Here is a 19562-nt window from a genome sequence, read left to right as displayed (position 1 = left end):
CCTTTATTTCCAATCTAAAATCTTTTCCATCGCTTGGCGCCCGTATCCCCGATCCTGGAATGGCTCGTCAATCATCAGCCTCAGGATACAGTAACTGCCTTCTGCGATGGATGGCAGGTCGTACCCTGACCTCCGTTCTGGGAAAGTACTTAACAGGAAGCCACACTAGACAGATTGTAGGCAACGAACCGCCGCTGTCCCTCCGCGACCTCCAGATTAAATACGGCACGCCGATTGTCGAGTGTAATGTTTTGCAATGTAATGGTACTCATTCAAACTCCATTATTTGTATTTCGATTAGCGAGATACTCATCCTTCGTTAATCCGAACATAATAAAATCCATATGTTTCCCATGAATATAAACAACTTGACGACGAATCCCTTCTTGCACACACCCTAGTTTCTGCATCATTCTAGCCGAGCCTTCGTTACCTTCCAGCACATAATCGTTGAACTTGTGAAGTCTTCGCTCCAAAAAAGCATAACCAAGCAAAATATTCATCGCGCTTGTCCCATATCCCTGACCACGATAAGGTTGATCGATGACAATACCGATACTGAACGTTCCGTTCCGCTCATCAATGCTGTTCAGATTAATGCCACCGATGTTATGCCCTTCAAGATTTTCGATTGTAAACATGATACGACCATTGGTTGATGAAAATGCTACATTTTGATCTATAAATCGTTTAGCTCCAGTGATCGTTGGCGGAAGTTCAACAGCACATTCAAGCAAGATGCGCGCAGGAGTGTCAAAGCCTTCTGTATAACAGTTCTCCCAGTCATCTTCTTCAAAGGCTCTCAGCCTCACCTTGTCATCTTGCCAGTAATACTGGCTGTAATCGATTGTTCCCATAAAAATACCTCCCTTTAAACAGCATATGTTGACATGGTGATTCATCTTATTTTCAATCTGTAAATAATCTCATCATCGGAATTGGTCAGATTCTCGCTTACGAATGACATACTTGTATATAAGTGCTGGGCAATAGGGTTGTCTCGTTCAACGGGATGAATCTGAATGATTTGTGTTCTCATGTGATCTCCTTATTCAACATTTAAAACATTTTGTTGCAAGTTTATAAGTAGAATTGATCTTTTCTACAGCCTGCTTCTCATTCGTAATGACAACTACATCCTTGCCATGTTTACTCGTCATCTCTATGATATCCTGAACGTCATATTGATGGTTCCATTTCACCATCATCTTGCACAAATTGCGAAAAGCCTGTTTGTAATTACACTCCTGCACCCCTATTCGAGATAGCAGAAACCTTTTAATAATCCGATAATCTCGAACCAACACATGGGGATGCAACACAAAAATCAAATCTGCTTTAAGAATAGATGGAGAAGTCCATGGTTTCAGCTGTGCTCCTTCAATGATCCAGGCATCCGAACTAAGATTATCCATTTCATAGAAGGCAATGTTATATTTTCGCGACAGTTCTCTAGCTAAAGTCGATTTACCGCTTCCACAAGCGCCAATAATGCGAATTTTCAAGACCTACTACACCTCGATTGAAAATACGGCAACTTGTTTCCCTAGGATGTCGACATCCTTCTCATGGGTCATGCCATTCTTTTCCGCGATCCGCATCGAGCCTGTGTTTCCGTGCTGGATCAAGGAAATCAAACGTTTCTCCCCTTGTTGCAAACCGTGCTCCTTCCAGGCTTTGGCTTGCTCATACCCGTAGCCTTGTTTCCAATAGGGCTCTCGTACCCAATAACCGACTTCCAGCTCATCGGTGCCATCAATCACTTGTGGTATCAATCCAGACGTTCCAACAAGCTGCTTATCTTCTTTGTTAAAGGCAAGTAAAAGTCCTTTACCTGCCTTGTTCCATTGAATAAATTTATCTAGTGTCTGCATCGTTTCTTCTTTCGTCCATGGATTTCCGTGGCGAATATATGTCATCACGTTTGGTTCACTTGTCATCATATATAAATGTTCGAAATCATTCTTAGTGTATTCACGAAATATAAGCCTTTCTGTCTCCATCCTATACACCAATCCTCGCTTTAACATCTTAATTTAAAATAGTCCGATCCCTATTCACGGTGGAGGTGAAAAATTGCTGCTGTATCTCCCGCCTAAACACTTCGGCGTAGCGATGTCTTCCCAGTTGATCATAACGCTCCTGTACTCGCCTTACATGTTCTTGATCAGCTTTTATCTTGCGCTCAATCTCTTCATACTGCTCCATCGTATCGTATTCCCACATCGCAAAGATCTCACTGGTCGCTTCATCCAGTTGTGTGTGCCATCGCCCGATCAATCGTGCTCCGTATTTCAGTTGTGCAGGCAGCAAAATATCATTGAACAGTGCATTAAATTCATCTACAAATGAAGAAGCAATAATATACGTTTTTCTGCGATAAATCACGGACATAGCCTCCGGCTCTATAATTTGAAGCGGCACCCTTCAAACGGAAGATCATTTTGGATCAGATCAACAGCTGCTGAGATAGCGTTTTTTTGATGATCAGACAAGCTACCCTCATCCCCATTCCAATCCTTTAACCACCAGAAGAATGAGCTTATATTTCGGTACTCCATGAATAAAGGAATCCGAGCGATCCATTCCTGACTTATTGGCTGTTGTTGCACATACCCTTCCAGAAAAGCGGTCAGAAACGTCTTCGCGAACTCATCCTTCGTTCCCCACTTCGGATCATGTGACCCCCACCACACCGCATGTGTAGCCGCGATCCCAATATCCAGAGCATACCAGCCGCGTATCGCATCATCAAAGTCAAAGACATTAAGCTCACCCTGATCAATCAAAAAATTATAAGGATGGAAATCATAATGAATTAGGCCATAACCTTCGGCCTCTCTGGGCAAATCCGTCAGTTGTTGCTCCATTGCTCGAAGCTTCCCTAGGAGCAAGGCATAGTCACCTGTGTGGAGATGTGGGTTCTCCAGTTCCAGCGGAGTCCAGTCGGCTCTAATGAACTTCGGATCTTCGGGCTGATAGCTCTGTGTTAGATGGTGTAAACTGCCCATGACGCTTCCCCATCGAGTAAATAAATCCGTATCCCATACACTCCAGTCATAATCAAAGAAATATCCAGTCGCTCCTTCAAATACCGCGGCAACATAACATTTATCCTGATCACGGCACACAGCAGTCAAATTGCCTTCTACCGTAAGAATGGGTAGTGATGCTCGAACCCCCTTGGACACCAGATAGCGAACCCAGTGGACTTCTGCCTGGATAGATGTTTCATATGCTGCCGGTTTCTCCGATAACCGAAGAAAATATGTTCTGTCTTGCTGGTTGTATTTGTAAACCACATTAGTAGATTGACTTACCAAAACCAGTGACTCAGGAACGATGCCAAAGGATTGAGAAGCCTGTGAAAGTATTGCTGTAGACACCATCTTATTTCAGCTTCCTTTCCTAGCCATAAGTAAATTAGAATTCATCACACTACAATTCCACTCGTAATTTTCATATTCGGAGCATACGTCATATACTTATGTTCATTGAATTCCTTGGCGAATCTCTCCTCTGCCTCATATTGATGGATCGCTTCCTCGGAAGTTAATCCTCGTCCAATGAGGTGGGCAATGACTTCTTCTCGGTTACCCGGGACGGCCCCTAGCCCTTCTTCCTTTAACGCGTTATACAACGTCTGTTTATCCGCTTCATCCATCTGTTGATCTACAAAGTTCACACGATCGCTTACTCGGCATTCCACGCCTGTAACACCAAGCTGACTGAGCAGTGTCGGAATCTTCATGCCTATATTTCCATCTTTGCCACTCTCTCTAGCAGCCTGCTCATACAACTCCTGAAGTACGCCAAGCTTCATGATGCTGGACTGCTCAGTGCCATCCAATGCATAACTCGCCATGTTTGCAATCCAGTGTGGCTCGAAACAAATAATCCTGCCTCCGGCCAACACACTGCCGATCATCTTTTCCAATATCACGCGTGGTTCTGACATATGTAATAAAAATGCATGACTTATCGCAATGTCGTAGACTCGCTCAACCTGCACGGTTTCAATATCACCCTCTATGAAGTCGGCTTGATAAGCACTATGTGAAAAGAGTTCTTTGGCGTGTTTGATCAGTTCCAATCCTCGATCTACACCCGTGTACCTTGAACCAGCCGGCAAGAGCGGCAATAACTTTAACCCCATGTAACCAAAACCACATCCAAAATCTATCATATGTACGGCTTGTTCAATCTTCCATACGCGTTGAACCAGGAATTCGAGATAATCATCGTTATAATAGAGCGAGCGTGTATTTCTAAGATACTCTATTTGATTATCCCAATAATATTCAGCCAATAGATATGCCCCCTCTATGTAAACGCATTCACATATTTAAAAGACTTCTTCTAACTTCATTGACAATTCAGCATATCCCATTCTACTCCTAAAATATGTCATAGTCTATCTAAATTCAGGTTAATTTGATCCCTAACCTCCAGAATTCCTCACCAAACAGATAGCCGTTCTCATATCAGGGTTTCTCCCAAAAACCTACCATATCATTAGGAGTTTGAAATTGTATGCCTCTTTTCATATTGCCCCTCTTCTTTTTACCCTTTCACTTTCTGCATAATAATATCAATCACTTCGTTCGTATCCAGATGATCCGTGGGAATGCGGGTTTCAAATACATCTGCTTTGAACGCTTCCACACACTTCGGTGCTTGTTGATACTGCCATCCGCCGAATTCATCTCCCCGTTTAGCAAGACGTCCATATATAGTCTCTAAATCAGCCGTCAGACAAAAATGATACAAGTCTGTGTCGATCTCCTTAAGCCCATTATAGATGTAATCAAAGTTAGCTTTTTTATAGAGCGTCATAGGAACAATCAAATGTTTATTGTATTTTCCCTTCACCTCTTCGGCCGCCTTCGTCGTCAACACTTTCCAGAGTTCGATATCCTGAAAATCATCCGTGCGCTCCTGCTCTTCTCGATGCTCCTCGGGGAGAAGCTTCCGCAGCATATAACCTATTTCTTCGGGGTCAAAGATCATGCTATTATCAATTCTTGGCTGTAACGCCTTCGCTGCTGAAGTCTTACCAGAACCAAATGCGCCATTAATCATAATGATCATAAAATCACTCCTTCACATGGAATCATATCGGATTAACACTATAAGTCATATTCTATAACAATGCAAAATCCCGTCGGAATGGTCCAACAGGATCATGCTAAAACTTTCGATTAACCATCTCACGCTTTGCACTTTCTTGTGTAAAAATATCCTCTCGGGGCACCATGCGTTTGGGCAGAGTGCGCCCTGCCATAATCTCTTTAGTCGCCTGCATGAGCTGAGGACCGAGTAACGGGTTACATTCAACCACTGCGTTAATCTGCCCGTCCGCCAAAATTTTCAGGGCCTTCCGTGAGCCGTCTACGGACACAATGATAATGTCCTCTCCAGGTTTCAACCCAGCTTCCTGAATCGCCTGAATGGCACCAAAAGCCATTTCATCATTATGAGCAAAAAGAACCTGCGGTTGCTCCGCTTCCGAAACCTGAAGAAAACGGCTCATGACCTGCCTGCCTTTGTCCTCTGTAAAATCAGCAGGAGCACTTTGTGAGAATACAATATGGTCCTGATTACCCAAGATACTTCTAAACCCTTCACCCCGCTGGATCGAAGGCGTTGATCCACTCGTGCCTTGCAGTTCAGCAATTCGAATCGTTCCTGGCACATTCCGCAGTCGATCCTGAATGTATTTTCCCGCTTTCACACCCTCTTCATAGAAGTCCGAACCAATCGTTGTTACAAATAGAGAGGTATCCTGTGCGTCTACAGAACGGTCAACGATAATCACGGGAATCCCTGCTTGTTTCGCCTCTTGAAGAATGTCATCCCAGCCGGATTCCACGACGGGCGCAATAGCGATTACATCTACGTTTTGTCTGATAAACGAACGAACAGCCTCAAATTGTTTCGTCTGAGACTGCTCTGCATTTTTCAGAATAAGTGTAATTCCCGACTCTTTGGCCGCATCCTGAATAGAAGTTGAATTTGCGATCCGCCAGGCACTCTCGGTGCCCAATTGGGAAAAACCTAGTTTAATGGGTTCTCTAGAAGGTGTGTTATATTCCGGTGATTGCATCCATTCCTCTAATGAGGGCAAGGATTCGATATTCGATGGAACAGGAGGGGGCTTAGACTCGGACTCAGCTGCGGTGCAGCCAGCGAGGCACAACAGAAGCAGCATACCCAACCAGCCCACAACTTTTTTCATCAGATCTTTGCCCCTCCCTTAACATCATTTAGCGCAGCCAACTTCTCTATACAACCTGACTTTACGTCCTTATCACACCTCATTGATGCCAAGAGATTCAAACGGTTCATGTTGAAGCAGGCTACTGCAAAGTTTTGGCGGATACTCGCCGTTCGCTCAGAAGACGCTGGAACAAAATAAAAACAAACAGCATCAAACCGATGACAATCTTCGTCCACCATGAACTGAGCGTGCCTTCGAAACTAATTATAGTTTGGATAATTCCCTGGATCAATACACCAAGGAACGTGCCTGCCACGTAACCCACACCGCCGGTCAGCAGCGTTCCGCCAATGACAACCGCTGCAATCGTATCCAGCTCTAGCCCCATTGCATGTAATCCGTAACCGGATAACATGTAGAATGTAAAAACAACACCCGCCAGTGCCGAACAAAACCCGCTTAAGGTATAGACGAATATTTTCGTACGCGCAACAGGTAGTCCCATCAGCATGGAAGATTGCTCACTTCCACCAATCGCATACACATTGCGCCCAAAACGAGTGTAATGCGCAAGAAAGATAGCAAGTAGTAAAACGACCAGGGCAATGATCACATTGATGGAAACGAAGCTGCCACCCGGAAGCGGAATTTTGGCTTGTGCTACATCGGTATAAAACGAGTTCGTAATCGTGATGGTGTCTGTACTGATGACATAACACAGCCCTCTTGCCAGAAACATCCCTGCTAATGTGACGATAAAAGGCTGGATTTTAAAATAATAAATAATGGCTCCCATCACAGTACCAAACACCGCGCCCATAACCAGCACCATGGGAATAACGACGGTAGGTGGCCATCCTTGTTTTTCAACCAAACTCGCACTAATAATTGTTGTCAGAGCGATGACTGAACCTACAGAAAGATCGATCCCTCCAGATACAATGACAAAGGTCATGCCAATCGCTGTAATAATCAGAAAAGCATTATCAATCAGCAAATTAAACAGGACTTGAGTGGAAAAGAAACCTGTATAACGGAACGAGCCAATGGCAATCATTACGGCAAGCAAGCCAAAGGTGACCAGGACCGGGAGCAGCTTTCGATTAAGATACATGGCGATTCACCCCTTGTTCAGCTGGATACTTCCGCTTTTTCAGACGAACTGCCATGGACTTGCGGAAGGATTCGGATTGGATTAAACATACGGCGAGCACGACGAATGCTTTGACAACCAGCGTAACCTCTGGAGGCACACCGATCATATAGATCGTTGTTGTTAAGGTTTGAATGATCAGTGCTCCAACCACCGTACCCATCAAATAGAACCGGCCGCCATTGAGTGACGTCCCGCCGATCACGACAGCCAGAATGGCATCCAGTTCATACCAGAGTCCTGCGTTATTCCCGTCCGCACTGGACACATTGGAACTAAGAATCAGTCCTGCAATGCCAGCACAGAGACCACAGAACACATACACGGCGAGAATGACGGTTTTGGAACGGATCCCCGCCAGCTGGCTGGCGCGAGCATTATTCCCAACCGATTCAATGAATAGCCCAAGGGCTGTTTTTCTGGTGAGCAGAACCGCAATAAGTAGCACGGTCAGCACGATAAAAATCGAAAACGGTAAAGCCGCAAGTGAACCCGCTCCAATGTACTGATACTGCGCGTTGGACACCGTGATAATCTGTCCATCGGTAATCAACTGTGCAATACCACGTCCAGCGACCATCAGAATCAGCGTTGCGATAATAGGCTGGATCCGCGCAACCGATACCAGTGCTCCGTTCCACACACCCAAGACCAGAGCAAGACCAATGGACAATGCAAGTGCACTCAGAACAAGCCAGAGCGAGCTTTGATCTGTTCCTTTGCTGATCGTCATACATGCCATCGCCCCCGATATCGCGACAATGGAACCTACCGACAGATCAATGCCGCCGGTAGCAATTACCAGGGTCATGCCGATGGATACCAGGATCAACGGTGCTCCGAAATTCAGAATATCGATCAAACTTCCATATAAATTGCCTTCACGCATCACAAGCGAGAAAAAATCCGGCGAATAGAGCAAGTTAAATAACAAAAGTAAACCGAGCATACATAGCGGCCAAAACAAATGATGTTTTCGCATCCTGCTAATCATTACGTTAACCTCCTGCCATGGCTTTCATGATTTGCTGCTGATTGATCTGATCCCCAGCAAGTTCTTTGACTTTCTTCCGGTCACGCAGTACAGCAACTCGATCGCTGACCCGAATTACTTCTTCCAGCTCTGAGGAAATGAATAGAACGCCCATACCTTGCTTCGACAGCGAAAGCACGAGTTTCTGTATTTCCGCCTTTGCCCCAATATCAATGCCGCGTGTAGGCTCATCAAGAATCAGCAGATCCGGATTCATTAATAACCAGCGAGCAAGCAATACTTTCTGCTGGTTGCCACCACTCAGGTTTTTGATCAGCTGCTCCGGATTTTTAGGATGGATCTGCAGTAAATTAATATATTTTTCAGCGAGTTCATCCTGCTTTTTACGAGAAATCGGTTTAGACCATCCCCGTGTCGCCTGGTAGGCAAGAATAATGTTCTCTCTGATGGTCAGATCGTCAATGATACCTTCGGTTTTGCGATTCTCCGAGCAGAATGCAATATGTTGATCAATCGCATGCCGCGGCGACTTCACTGTGTTCCCTGTGTCCGCAACAGTCAGTTTTCCTTCATCGGCACGATCTGCGCCAAAGATCAGACGAGCGATCTCGGTACGGCCTGATCCGAGCAAGCCAGCAAGACCAACGACCTCTCCCTTACGAATGGTCAAGTTAAATGGATCGATGGCTCCTTTTCGTCCAAGCCCGGTCGCTGTAATCATAACCTCCCCTGCATCAGGGCCTGCTTCCGTCTCTGCCATTCCTTCGCCCGTTTGCTTCGGAAGTTCCTCCAGCATTTCAAGCTCTTTACCAATCATCTTCAGTACGAGTTCCATACGTGGAAGTGTTGCTGCAATGTACTCCCCTTCCAGTTCACCATTCCTGAGCACGGTCAGACGATCCGACATTTCATATACTTGGTCGAGAAAATGCGTCACGAACAGAATCGCCAGCCCTTCACTCTTCAGCTTGCGCATAATCTGAAATAGCTGCTGCACTTCATTTTTATCCAGGCTGGATGTTGGTTCATCGAGAATAAGTACTTTGGCCGAAATGCTAAGTGCTCTGGCAATCGCGATGAGCTGCTGTACCGCTACCGAATACGACTGCAAAGGTGCTTTCACGTCAATTACTAGATTCAATCGTTCACGCAGAAGCTTCTCTGCATCGCGGTTCATTTGTTTCCAGTGAATACGTCCAAACTTCATCGGCTCGCGACCGATATAAATGTTCTCTGCCACGGTTAGATTCGGGCAAAGATTCACTTCCTGGTATACGGTGCTGATCCCCGCTCTTTGTGCTTCAAGTGGTCCCGATATAGCAAGCGTCCGATTGTCCATCGTCACGGTGCCTTCGTCAATCGAGTAAACACCCGTCAAGACTTTAATTAACGTCGACTTTCCTGCCCCATTTTCACCCATCAATGCATGAATTTCACCTGGAAACAGACGAAAGCTGACGTTAGAGAGTGCTTTAACGCCCGGAAAACGCTTGGTGATGCCCGTCATTTGCAGGATGGGTACGTGATTATCATCCATATCAAATCTCTCCCACTATAAATTAATAAAAGCCCCTTATATTGTAGAAGCCGTTACCCACAATCGGCAGATAGAAAAAAGTCATTTAGCGACAACCAGGTCGAAAATGACTTTTCGGTGTTAACCGCATCTGTTTTTAATATTCGCGTGTAGGCAGTGCTTCTTTGGCCTGCTCCGATGTAAAGGTGGTTTCATCCGTAACAATACGGGCTTCAATCTCTTTGCCATCTACCACAGCCTGAACCGCCTCCATCAACTGAGGTCCGAGCAGCGGGTTACACTCCACGATAAAATTGATTTTTCCATCGGCAGCTGCCTGCATACCATCTTTCACGGCATCGACAGAGATAATGGTGATGTCTACGCCTGGTTTCAAACCCGCAGCTTCAATGGCTTGAATGGCGCCAAGTGCCATATCGTCATTGTGCGCATAGAGAACATCGATCTTTTTATGAGCTTTGAGGAAAGCTTGCATAACCTCTTTCCCTTTGGCACGAGTAAAGTCGCCGGTTTGTGACGCAATGACTTTCAGTTTGGCGTTGGAACCAATGACTTCCATGAAGCCTTCTTGGCGGTCATTCGCTGGAGCAGAACCCGTTGTACCCTGAAGCTCCACGATATTGATCTCTTCTTGGGTATCTTTATATTGGTCACTCAGCCATTGCCCTGCTTTACGGCCTTCTTCTACAAAGTCGGAGCCAATAAACGTCTTGTACAAGGATTTATCCGCTGAATCCACAGCACGGTCAGTCAGAATGACAGGGATGCCTGCATCCTTCGCTTCTTTCAGAACCGTATCCCAACCGGATTCTACCACTGGGGAAAAGGCAATTACTGTTACCTTCTGTTGAATAAAGGAGCGTAACGCTTTAATCTGATTCTCCTGTTTCTGCTGTGCATCGGAGAATTTCAGATCATACCCTGCTTCTTTCGCTGAGTCCTGAATCGATTTGGTGTTCGCTGAGCGCCAGCCGCTTTCCGCACCCACTTGGGAGAAACCAAGTGTAATCGTCTTGGAAGTGGCAGGTGTACTGCCGCTGTCCCCTCCAGAACTCGATGGATTTGTACCGGATGCCCCATTACCGCTGTTACAAGCTGTGCTGACAAGCATAACCATCGCGAGTGTGATGGCGAGTCCCCACTTTTTTTTGCTTCGCATCATGTAATCCTCCCTTTTTCAGTTCACCTTGTGTGGTGTGATCACATTATAAAACGCTTACAATGTTAACTGACATGGAATGTGATACGAATTTTATGTAATAATTTAGTAATTGTAGAGACATGGGATGAAAACGTGTAATTTTTTTAGAGAATGGTGTACTATTTTGCGATACGCTTTCATTGTCTAAATTCATGATATAATAATGCTAACTTTTGATCCCGATCCCTTCAGATGGAGTGAAATACGTTGAAACTTGTTAGGTGGATAGCTTCAAGCCTCAGGCTTAAATTACTCAGCATGTTCATCATCCTCAGTTCTGTACCACTGATCATCGTTGGATTGATTTCTTACCATAAGTCATACACGGTTGTATCCAATCATAATAAAGCCTCCACACAACTGGCTGCTGACCAGCTTGCCAGAAACATCGACATCATGTTTGAAGATACAGAACAGCTGCTGGAACTGGGCAAAAATCCGCAAGTTCTACAGTATTTGTATGCTCAATCCGAGTCCTATGCTGAAGCCAAAGCCATTTTGCAGACGTACAATCTCTACAGGGAAACCTACAAATACGATAAGGTGCTTAATATCTCGTTTGTTAACTTCTACGGCAAAGGCATAAGTGAACGTAAAGGGGTATTCAAGCTGGATCGTAACCCGCTCCGCAATCCCTATTTTCAGTATCTTGTTCAGTACCCGAACGCTATTTTACGAATTCCTCATGCCGCACCAGATGCTGAGTATAACCGTTTGGATGGATTTGCATATCCAAAACAGAATGCGCTTTCAATTATGACAACCGTCAAAGAACGGATTACACATGAAGTCATCGGCTTTATTGTGATTGATATGAATGATTCATTCATTGATGATTTTTTGACAACGACGAAAATTAAAGATTCCGGCTTCTTTTATATTAATGATCAATATGGGAAAACACTTTTCAAACCACCTGCGGGCGAGGCATCTCTCGCCATCATCAACCAGATTAACTCGGTTCCTCTCCATGCACAGCAAGATAGCTTTAACCTATCCGCAGGCTCCAAACCACAGTTTGTTGTATATAGCACGTCCAAGCAAACCGGATGGAAAATCATCGGAGCAGCGCCTTTTCAAGAAATTATTGCTGAGGCCAACAGCATTCGCCAGTTAATCATTATCAGCGTTTTGTTAAGCGCATTCTTTGCTATTTCTTTATATTTTTTCCTAAATAACCGACTCATTCATCCGATACAAATTCTCATGAACAAGATGCGAAAAGCAGCAAGTGGATATCTGGAAGTCAAGGTTACCCCCACCGGTTCGGACGAAATTGCGGATCTAGGGCAAAGTTTCAACATCATGCTGGAGCAAATTAAAACTCTGATCGACAAAAGCATCAAAGAAAATGAACAAGTCAAAATAGCCGAATTACGTACGTTGCAAGCACAAATTAATCCACATTTTTTATACAACACGCTGGAGTCCATCATCTGGATGGCCGAAGCCGAAAAAAAAGAAAGTGTGATCAAGCTGGTTCAAGCCCTTTCCAAGTTCTTTCGTTTGAGTCTTAATAAAGGATTTGACTGGGTCACGATCCAAACGGAGCTTGAACATGCCCGCAATTATCTGGTAATCCAGCAGATGAGATATCACGATATTTTGACATATGAAATCAAAGTTGATCACGAGTTACAACAATATCCAATCCTGAAAATGACGCTGCAGCCCCTGATTGAAAACGCCATCTACCATGGCATTAAAAACAGACGTGGTCAAGGGCTCGTCTCGATTCAGGGTTACGCGGAGGATACAAGTATCGTGCTTACCGTGCAGGACAATGGTATTGGCATGACACCCGAACGATTGACACAGTTGAGAGAAGAACTGGAACAACCGGCAGGCTCACGTTCCCTTCAAGAAGATGAACAAGATGGCGGATTTGGCCTGCTGAATGTGCATGATCGAATACGGCTCTACTTCGGCCCTTCCTATGGCGTTGAGATGGAAAGCACCTATATGGAAGGCAGTACATTTAAGATTCGCATTCCAAAAAGCAAGGAGGTTCAGCAATGAAAAAAGTGATGATTGTTGATGACGAGATCGGTATTCGTGAAAATATACGGAGTAGCGTAGATTGGGAAAAGGAAGGTTTCCACTACTGCGGAGATGCGCCAGATGGAGAGCTGGCGTTACCTTTAATTGAAGAATGGGCACCTGATATTCTCATTACGGACATTAAAATGCCTTTTATGAACGGTTTAGAGCTGGCCTCCATCGTTCGTACACAAAGACCAGAGATCAAGATCATTATAATGAGCGGCCATGATGAGTTCAGTTATGCTCAAGAGGCAATACGACTTGGCGTTACCGAGTACTGTCTTAAACCCGTCAGCGCGACCGAACTGCTTCAGACTTTGCATCAGGTCAGTCAGAAAATCGATGAAGAAGAACAGCGAGTGACCAGCCGTGCAATGACCAAAGAAAAACTGCTTGCCGATCTTTGCGGAGGTCTCATTGGCACAACCGATGCCATCGATTCAGCCAAAAAGCTTTCGCTGCCTCTTTCAGCCAAATTTTACACTATCGCCATTATTGATATCCGGTCGCCAGATGACTCTCAACACTCGGAAGAGTTATTCCATAAAATGTTTGGTTTTCTGGAGAAAGCCTGTGGCGGGCAAGTTGAACTTCTCCCCTACGTTCGAAGCCGAACCGAGCTGGTGCTGTTGCTGAAATCCGGTTCCGAAGACAGGATCACATCGTATCTTGAACAACTTCGAGGATCGATACGCCTTGAACTGGAGCAACAGTTCAACTGCTGTGTCATTCTTGGCATTGGTAGCAATCAGACACGCCTTCAAGGTATTCATGTTTCTTATCTGGAGGCGGATGAGGACAAATATATTACTCGTTTGACCCAACAAAACAAAGCTTCGCTTCGTGATACTCCTCTGAATGATAAAATGAATATTTTGCTGGATCGCAGCCGCTTTCTTGAATTTCTCAAGATTGGCGGGCCGCATCTACGTGACAGCTTTGTACAGGAATTCGCTGCTCCTTTACAGTCGGTTGATTGGAATTCATCATCATATGGCTTGTATTTGTTAAACGACCTTACGCTTGAATCTTTTCGACTGGCCAATCAACTCTTCCGCATGGGGGCCGACCCAGATGAGGATATTCCAAGCCTGCAGCAGATGATCCAGGAAATAACAAGCTGGGAAGGCTGTACTCAATACCTGTGTAATCTGTTGAATCAATTATGGCAGCGAAGAGCAGCATCTTCTGGCAAATACAGTGATGTCATTGATCAGGTTAAAGCGTATGTGTCACAACATTATAATAACGAGCAGGTTTCATTGAAGACGATCTCTGCCCATGTGCGCATCAGCCCTAGTCATCTCAGTAAAATTTTCAGCCAGGAAACCGGGCAGACGATAACAGAGTACTTAACCCAAGTGAGAATTGGCAAAGCCAAGGAACTGCTGAAAACAACGAACAACAAGACTTTTGAGATAGCGTTCAAAGTTGGGTATAACGATCCGCATTATTTTTCAAACATTTTCAAAAAAACAACAGGCATCACCCCCAAAGATTATCGTACACATGGATGTGTATCATTCGAGACACCAAGATTAGATATGAAAGCAGAGCCGATATATGAATAAGCTGAAATCTGCCGGCTGGTTCATGATTATGATGGTGTTCGTTTTATTGGTAACTTCGTGTTCATCAGTCACTTCTAGTCGCTCAATGATAACGTCAAGTTCAAGCGATCTATCGCCTAATAGTCAGGAAGCTAGCCCCTATGTCGCCACAACGGTTGAACCGTCTGAGTCAAACAACAAGACATTCGGAATCATCTATCCGATGACCTATCCGACATATGAAATGATTACAACGGATGCTGCACGGGCTGCTGAAAAACATAATGTCACCTTGGCCGTCAATGCACCGGATGAGGCCAATACCGAACAGCAAATTCGCATTGTGGAGAATATGATCAAACAGCACGTTGACGGTATTGCCATTTCTCCTGTGGATTCTACCGCACTAACACCTGTGATTGATAAAGCAATCGCGGCAGGTATTCCCGTGGTTACGTTCGAATCCGATGCCCCCTCCAGTGAGCGAACTGCTTATGTCGGAGCGGATAATTACCGCACAGGCCGACAGTTTGCCATAACGACAGCAAAGCTGCTACATCATGAAGGCATGATATTGGTCGAAAGCGGTCTGGAGGAGATGCATGGTTTACAACAAAGATTGAACGGTTTTGTTGATTATATTCGTAGTGACACAGACATCGAAATTTTGGAAGTACATTATAATCAGGGTAATGAAAATCGGGCAGTATCGGATATCGAATCCATGATTGAAGCCCACCCCCATTTCAATGCGGTGGTTGGGCTCGATTTTGTTTCTGTCTCTGCATCTGCCCTTGTATGGAAAGCAAAAGGATTGAACCGTCACCTCATTGCTTTTGGTGACAGTTCGATCAGTGAAAAAGGGCTGCTGAATGGTCAACTATCAGCAGCAATTTCGCAAAATGAGCGCATGTGGGGAACGAAAATTGTTGAAACACTACTCCGTGCAAGTGACAGGCTTCCAGTTGAGGATTTTAGAGATACGGGGATTACTGAAATAAACCAAGATATGGTTGCACATGAATAGTTTTAACTCGTTAACCAAGCAATACACCAGGGCGTGTCTTGAAACTTACTGAAGTGCATCGTTTTCAGCCCCCCCCTTGCTTAAAGAGGAGTAAAAACCCTAGAGAGCAGACTCGTAAAGAGTCTGCTCTCTAGGGTTAGGCCTAATCTTTAAATCATGTACAATCCTCATTTTTCTTCGTCAACTGGAAGCCGCAAGCCTTCGATCAGGATAAACAATGTAAGTGCTTGCCCGTAACCCATCGGACTAATCGATATATCTTTATAAAACTGGGCATCGTGTCCCACTGGCGTTCCATAAGACACTTGCTGTACAACTCCGGATTCATCAATATGTTGCAACACGGCTTCAAGCGCTTTTAAACCGGTACTCCGATAGGACTCGTCCAGGTACCCATAGCGGATACCCTTAAGAATGCCGTAACCAAACGCAGCCGTTGCTGAGGTCTCTTTATATGAATCTGGATCATCCAGTACTGTATGCCACATGCCATCCTCATGTTGCAGCTTGCTAAGTGCTCTGACTTGCGCAGTCGCTGTATCCAGCAGATAAGCCTTAAGCCCATCTTCGATCGGAGTAATATTCAGGAAATCCATCACACCAGCCGTATACCATGCATTGCCTCGTCCCCAATGAACAGCACCATAGTTATGATTTTCATTGAAATCCCAACCGTGATAGAACAATCCCGTTTCTTTGTTGTATAGATATTTAATGTGCACAAGAAATTGTCGCTTCGCTTCTTCTACATACTCTTTTTTCTTAAAATACACCCCTGCCTTAGCCAAGAATAGTACGGTCATAAAAAGGGTGTCGATCAGTATTTGGCCATCATTTGCGTCTCCAGTAATCATATGCTGAAACGCACCATCTCCAGTTCGCAGCAGCCCCTTCATAATCCAACTGCTCCACTCTTCGCAGACACGTTCGTATTCCTTGTTTCCGGTCAGTTCGCACAGAGACATCAACGTCAGCATGGGCGCACAAGTATTCACATTTTTTTCGGGTAAGCCTTCCATTAGTCTTGCATTGTACCATGATTCGAGAAATTCCAGCACCTTGGCATCCTTTGTTGCTTCATAGAGCTGGAGCAAACCATAAAGGCCAACACCCTGCGGCCATTCCCACAAGTGAATGTCGATCAGTCCAATGGGAAACTGTTCATTAATGCTTGTGTTTTTCATCGATTCCATTGCATGGGATACCTTGTTTATTTTCTCGAGAAGCACTTCTTGATTCGGCATCATTGCTCTCACTCCCTAGATTTATTGCACACGTTTCAACGTTCTATGTCCTGTACCTTCAACTGACCTGTTACTCCATAACCGTTATGCACGATTTCATCTTCTTGAATAAGAAAAGGTTTGTTCATTCCCCACTGAATGGAACCATATACAGGGTCAGTCATGCTGAGCGTTAGGGCAGTACGGTCAAATTGAGGACTTGCAGACCGGACCTCGTTTATAAAATGGCTAAATGATCCGAATTGTCGCTCATTTCCTGCCCTAATGATCCAAGCATTACGTACTCCAGAAGAAATAAGTTCACGTTCTTTCGTTACTCCGTTCTTCTCCATTTGTGCCCCATTGGCTGCATAGATTGCTGCATACCCCTGATCCAGACGGGCAAAATGCCAGTTCTCATGCTCCACCCACTCTGTGAAGGTATTCGCAGGAAAATAAGCATGTGTCCAATCGGAAGTATGATCCGCAGGAATATCAAACATCATCAGCGCTAATCCTTCATGCTGTACAACGTCGGGCAATATCCCGTTTCCTGCCCAAAAACAAGGCCGGCCATCCCCATGCTTGTATATCTCGGCTGGATGATTCACCCAAATCTGCGCTTCTGGCGACAGTGACAGATGATTCACATGCTCCTGATATCCTTGTTTGCCTGGCCGAAAGCGTGTAATAGTGGATAAAGCATATTCATTTGTTCGATAGTGGTAGAGCTTGGCATAGCCCCCCTTGCCCTGTTGATTGGTGAACTCCAGTTGCTGATTCTCCCCAAGTATTAAGTGTTTCTGATACGCTGCAGGAGGATTATAGTCGGACAAACTAAGCGCTACATTGCTTATGGAATAATTATTCACATGACCGATACCATAACCGATCCAACACATAGAGGTCGTTCCTGCTGCATAACTGCCCAGAAGTTCTTTCTCATAGCTGCGACCGAATGTTGTAGACATCACGCCTCGATGCATCTGAACCGAAATATAATAGAATAACAGATCCATTGCCTTTTTCGCTTGCTGTCTGAGCTGTTCATTGTGTGCAAACTCATAGATATGCAATAGCCCAACAGCATCAATCGGAATATACGCACTGGAATTCCATTCTGCCAGTCCTTCTTCCATAAATCGTTCAAACCATAAAGAAAGTCTCTGCTCTGCCTTCTGACGATGCACTTCACCGGATTCACCACTGTTACTGAATATTTCATCCCCAAACAGTTGACCTGCTAACAGCTCATTGGTATGGAACAACAAGGCATGGTTCTCACTGAAGAACCACATCACATCATCGCCCGGTTCATCAATCCAATATCGATAGTCCAATATGCTTGCTTTTACCCGATTCCAGAATGATTCACTGAACAAACCACTATTTCGTTCATCTCTCCAAAGGCGAAACAGTCCTACTAAATAAAAGTCACTGCAATCTTTCCGCTGCTCAATCCCTTCCACACCTTCAAGTAACATATTCTCCGCTTCTTGCCGATTGCCATTCGTTTTTAGCATAGCAATCGCTGTATGAATGTTAGGACTGCCCTTCTCGGCTATACATTGCAGAGCCAGCGCTTTACGATCTTTAATATCCATAGCTTGCTGAGCAGCCTCATCATAACTGGTGTCGTAGGATTGGCAGCCGAACTTTTTCGTCAGTACTACGTTGGATACTGAAATCGTCAGCGTGAAGTATACATAATGATGGCCGAAATCATTCGTATGTCCCAGAGCCAGATCATTCTGCTTCTCGGCTATGCGAACAGTCTTATTTTCCGTGCCATCAAAGAAATTACCATACTGGATATCAACCTCTCTAACGATGTCTGGCAAGGGAAGCGGCAATCGAAGCTTGATCTGCTCACCTCGGAAAATATCTGAAGGAAAATAAGCTTGTTCCAAGGATTGCTCAGCGGATTGTACATCCTCTTTCAGATGAGGAGCAATAGGCAATGAAATGTGCAATTCCTCACTTCCAAGGTACTCAACTGCAAAAGCATACATCGTATCTCGCTCAGCCAGATCCTCCCAGCAGGCATAAATTTCATTGATTCCAGCTATAAGTTCAGCTTCAATAACGACTTCCTCTTCCTTGTTACGAATAAGTGGTACAAAGTCAGTCACTAACTCCCCGTTGATCCACAATGTTAGACTGCCATAGGTTCTTATCCGAAAAGAAGCCTTATGGTTAGTCGAAGAGATGAGACGTGTCGCCGCATAACTGCGAAGATGTGTCGGTACAAACCAAAATCCTGATTTCTCTACTCGGGGATTACCCCAGGGAGAGTACAGCTCCCATGGCATGCCATTCTTTTCTCCACTGAATGCATCGCCCGGGCTCGGGAACCCACTCCAGTGATCAAAAAAACGATCCACAGTCTGAGATCTCCTATTTTCAACAAACTCCTGTCTGCATGGGTTCTCATGAATAGCAAATCCATCAATAAGCCAGTCGTTAATATCTCCCTCCATCGTAGTTGGAACAAAGGCAACAGGCTCTGTATATATACCGCTGATCATCCAATGATTGATGACCTGATTACCGCCTAATTTCATCGGTTTGTAATTCAAAGTATCTATCCCGTCACAGGTCGGTTCTAACATTC

General features: G+C 44.9%; 18 protein-coding genes. 3 read left to right on the top strand and 15 right to left on the bottom strand.

All coding sequences use genetic code 11. The features are described from left to right. Nucleotides 1-149: 149 nt before the first annotated feature. From AC1VYS_RS12380 to AC1VYS_RS12320, 13 genes are all read right to left on the bottom strand, one after another. A complete protein-coding gene (locus AC1VYS_RS12380) occupies nucleotides 150-272 on the bottom strand; it encodes a hypothetical protein (protein WP_482914481.1) in 123 nt (40 codons plus the stop codon). Beyond that, nucleotides 273-857, bottom strand: a complete 585-nt coding sequence (locus AC1VYS_RS12375) for a GNAT family N-acetyltransferase (RefSeq protein ID WP_482914480.1) — start codon at nucleotides 855-857, stop codon at nucleotides 273-275. Nucleotides 858-1052: 195 nt separating this feature from the next. Next, complete coding sequence (locus AC1VYS_RS12370; RefSeq protein WP_482914479.1) at nucleotides 1053-1505, bottom strand: P-loop NTPase family protein; 453 nt, start codon at nucleotides 1503-1505, stop codon at nucleotides 1053-1055. Nucleotides 1506-1511: 6 nt separating this feature from the next. Next, on the bottom strand, nucleotides 1512-2003 hold the full coding sequence (locus AC1VYS_RS12365; protein WP_482914478.1) for a GNAT family N-acetyltransferase: 492 nt from the start codon (nucleotides 2001-2003) through the stop codon (nucleotides 1512-1514). Nucleotides 2004-2031: 28 nt separating this feature from the next. After that, complete coding sequence (locus tag AC1VYS_RS12360; protein ID WP_482914477.1) at nucleotides 2032-2388, bottom strand: NIPSNAP family protein; 357 nt, start codon at nucleotides 2386-2388, stop codon at nucleotides 2032-2034. A gap of 17 nt (nucleotides 2389-2405) precedes the next feature. Continuing rightward, nucleotides 2406-3389 (bottom strand): phosphotransferase enzyme family protein, encoded by a 984-nt coding sequence (locus tag AC1VYS_RS12355; RefSeq protein WP_482914476.1) that lies wholly within the window; start codon nucleotides 3387-3389, stop codon nucleotides 2406-2408. A 44-nt stretch (nucleotides 3390-3433) separates the two neighbouring features. Then, nucleotides 3434-4309 (bottom strand): class I SAM-dependent methyltransferase, encoded by an 876-nt coding sequence (locus AC1VYS_RS12350; protein ID WP_482914475.1) that lies wholly within the window; start codon nucleotides 4307-4309, stop codon nucleotides 3434-3436. A gap of 254 nt (nucleotides 4310-4563) precedes the next feature. Next, nucleotides 4564-5091, bottom strand: a complete 528-nt coding sequence (locus AC1VYS_RS12345; RefSeq protein ID WP_482914474.1) for an AAA family ATPase — start codon at nucleotides 5089-5091, stop codon at nucleotides 4564-4566. A gap of 97 nt (nucleotides 5092-5188) precedes the next feature. Continuing rightward, on the bottom strand, nucleotides 5189-6238 hold the full coding sequence (locus tag AC1VYS_RS12340; RefSeq protein WP_482914473.1) for an ABC transporter substrate-binding protein: 1050 nt from the start codon (nucleotides 6236-6238) through the stop codon (nucleotides 5189-5191). A 121-nt stretch (nucleotides 6239-6359) separates the two neighbouring features. Further along, nucleotides 6360-7334, bottom strand: coding sequence for a galactofuranose ABC transporter, permease protein YjfF (gene yjfF, locus AC1VYS_RS12335; protein WP_482914472.1), 975 nt, complete (start codon nucleotides 7332-7334; stop codon nucleotides 6360-6362). Next, the gene (locus tag AC1VYS_RS12330; RefSeq protein WP_482914471.1) at nucleotides 7324-8367 is read right to left on the bottom strand and encodes an ABC transporter permease; all 1044 of its coding nucleotides are present in this window, start codon (nucleotides 8365-8367) and stop codon (nucleotides 7324-7326) included. Before AC1VYS_RS12330 ends, yjfF begins: the two co-directional genes overlap by 11 nt. 4 nt (nucleotides 8368-8371) lie before the next feature. Next, complete coding sequence (locus AC1VYS_RS12325) at nucleotides 8372-9904, bottom strand: sugar ABC transporter ATP-binding protein (protein ID WP_482914470.1); 1533 nt, start codon at nucleotides 9902-9904, stop codon at nucleotides 8372-8374. A gap of 136 nt (nucleotides 9905-10040) precedes the next feature. Then, complete coding sequence (locus AC1VYS_RS12320; protein WP_482914974.1) at nucleotides 10041-11063, bottom strand: ABC transporter substrate-binding protein; 1023 nt, start codon at nucleotides 11061-11063, stop codon at nucleotides 10041-10043. 300 nt (nucleotides 11064-11363) lie between these two features. Here AC1VYS_RS12320 and AC1VYS_RS12315 point away from each other — a divergent pair, with 300 nt between their 5' ends. The 3 genes from AC1VYS_RS12315 to AC1VYS_RS12305 are packed head-to-tail and all read left to right on the top strand — an operon-like array spanning nucleotide 11364 to nucleotide 15725. Then, a complete protein-coding gene (locus AC1VYS_RS12315) occupies nucleotides 11364-13124 on the top strand; it encodes a cache domain-containing sensor histidine kinase (protein WP_482914469.1) in 1761 nt (586 codons plus the stop codon). Next, nucleotides 13121-14719 (top strand): response regulator transcription factor, encoded by a 1599-nt coding sequence (locus tag AC1VYS_RS12310; RefSeq protein WP_482914468.1) that lies wholly within the window; start codon nucleotides 13121-13123, stop codon nucleotides 14717-14719. Before AC1VYS_RS12315 ends, AC1VYS_RS12310 begins: the two co-directional genes overlap by 4 nt. After that, nucleotides 14712-15725: a sugar ABC transporter substrate-binding protein gene (locus AC1VYS_RS12305; RefSeq protein ID WP_482914467.1), complete on the top strand. Its 1014-nt coding sequence runs from the start codon at nucleotides 14712-14714 to the stop codon at nucleotides 15723-15725. Before AC1VYS_RS12310 ends, AC1VYS_RS12305 begins: the two co-directional genes overlap by 8 nt. A 167-nt stretch (nucleotides 15726-15892) precedes the next feature. Here AC1VYS_RS12305 and bglB read toward each other — a convergent pair whose 3' ends face one another. Together bglB and AC1VYS_RS12295 are read right to left on the bottom strand one after the other, a co-directional pair. After that, a complete protein-coding gene (gene bglB / locus AC1VYS_RS12300) occupies nucleotides 15893-16972 on the bottom strand; it encodes a beta-galactosidase BglB (protein ID WP_482914466.1) in 1080 nt (359 codons plus the stop codon). A gap of 32 nt (nucleotides 16973-17004) precedes the next feature. Continuing rightward, nucleotides 17005-19560 (bottom strand): hypothetical protein, encoded by a 2556-nt coding sequence (locus AC1VYS_RS12295; RefSeq protein WP_482914465.1) that lies wholly within the window; start codon nucleotides 19558-19560, stop codon nucleotides 17005-17007. Between the last annotated feature and the right edge of the window lie 2 nt (nucleotides 19561-19562).

It is taken from the genome of Paenibacillus sp. G34 (assembly GCF_056856875.1).
The sequence above is the reverse complement of the archived record's forward strand: the minus strand, read 5'-3'. Positions and strand labels throughout refer to the sequence as shown.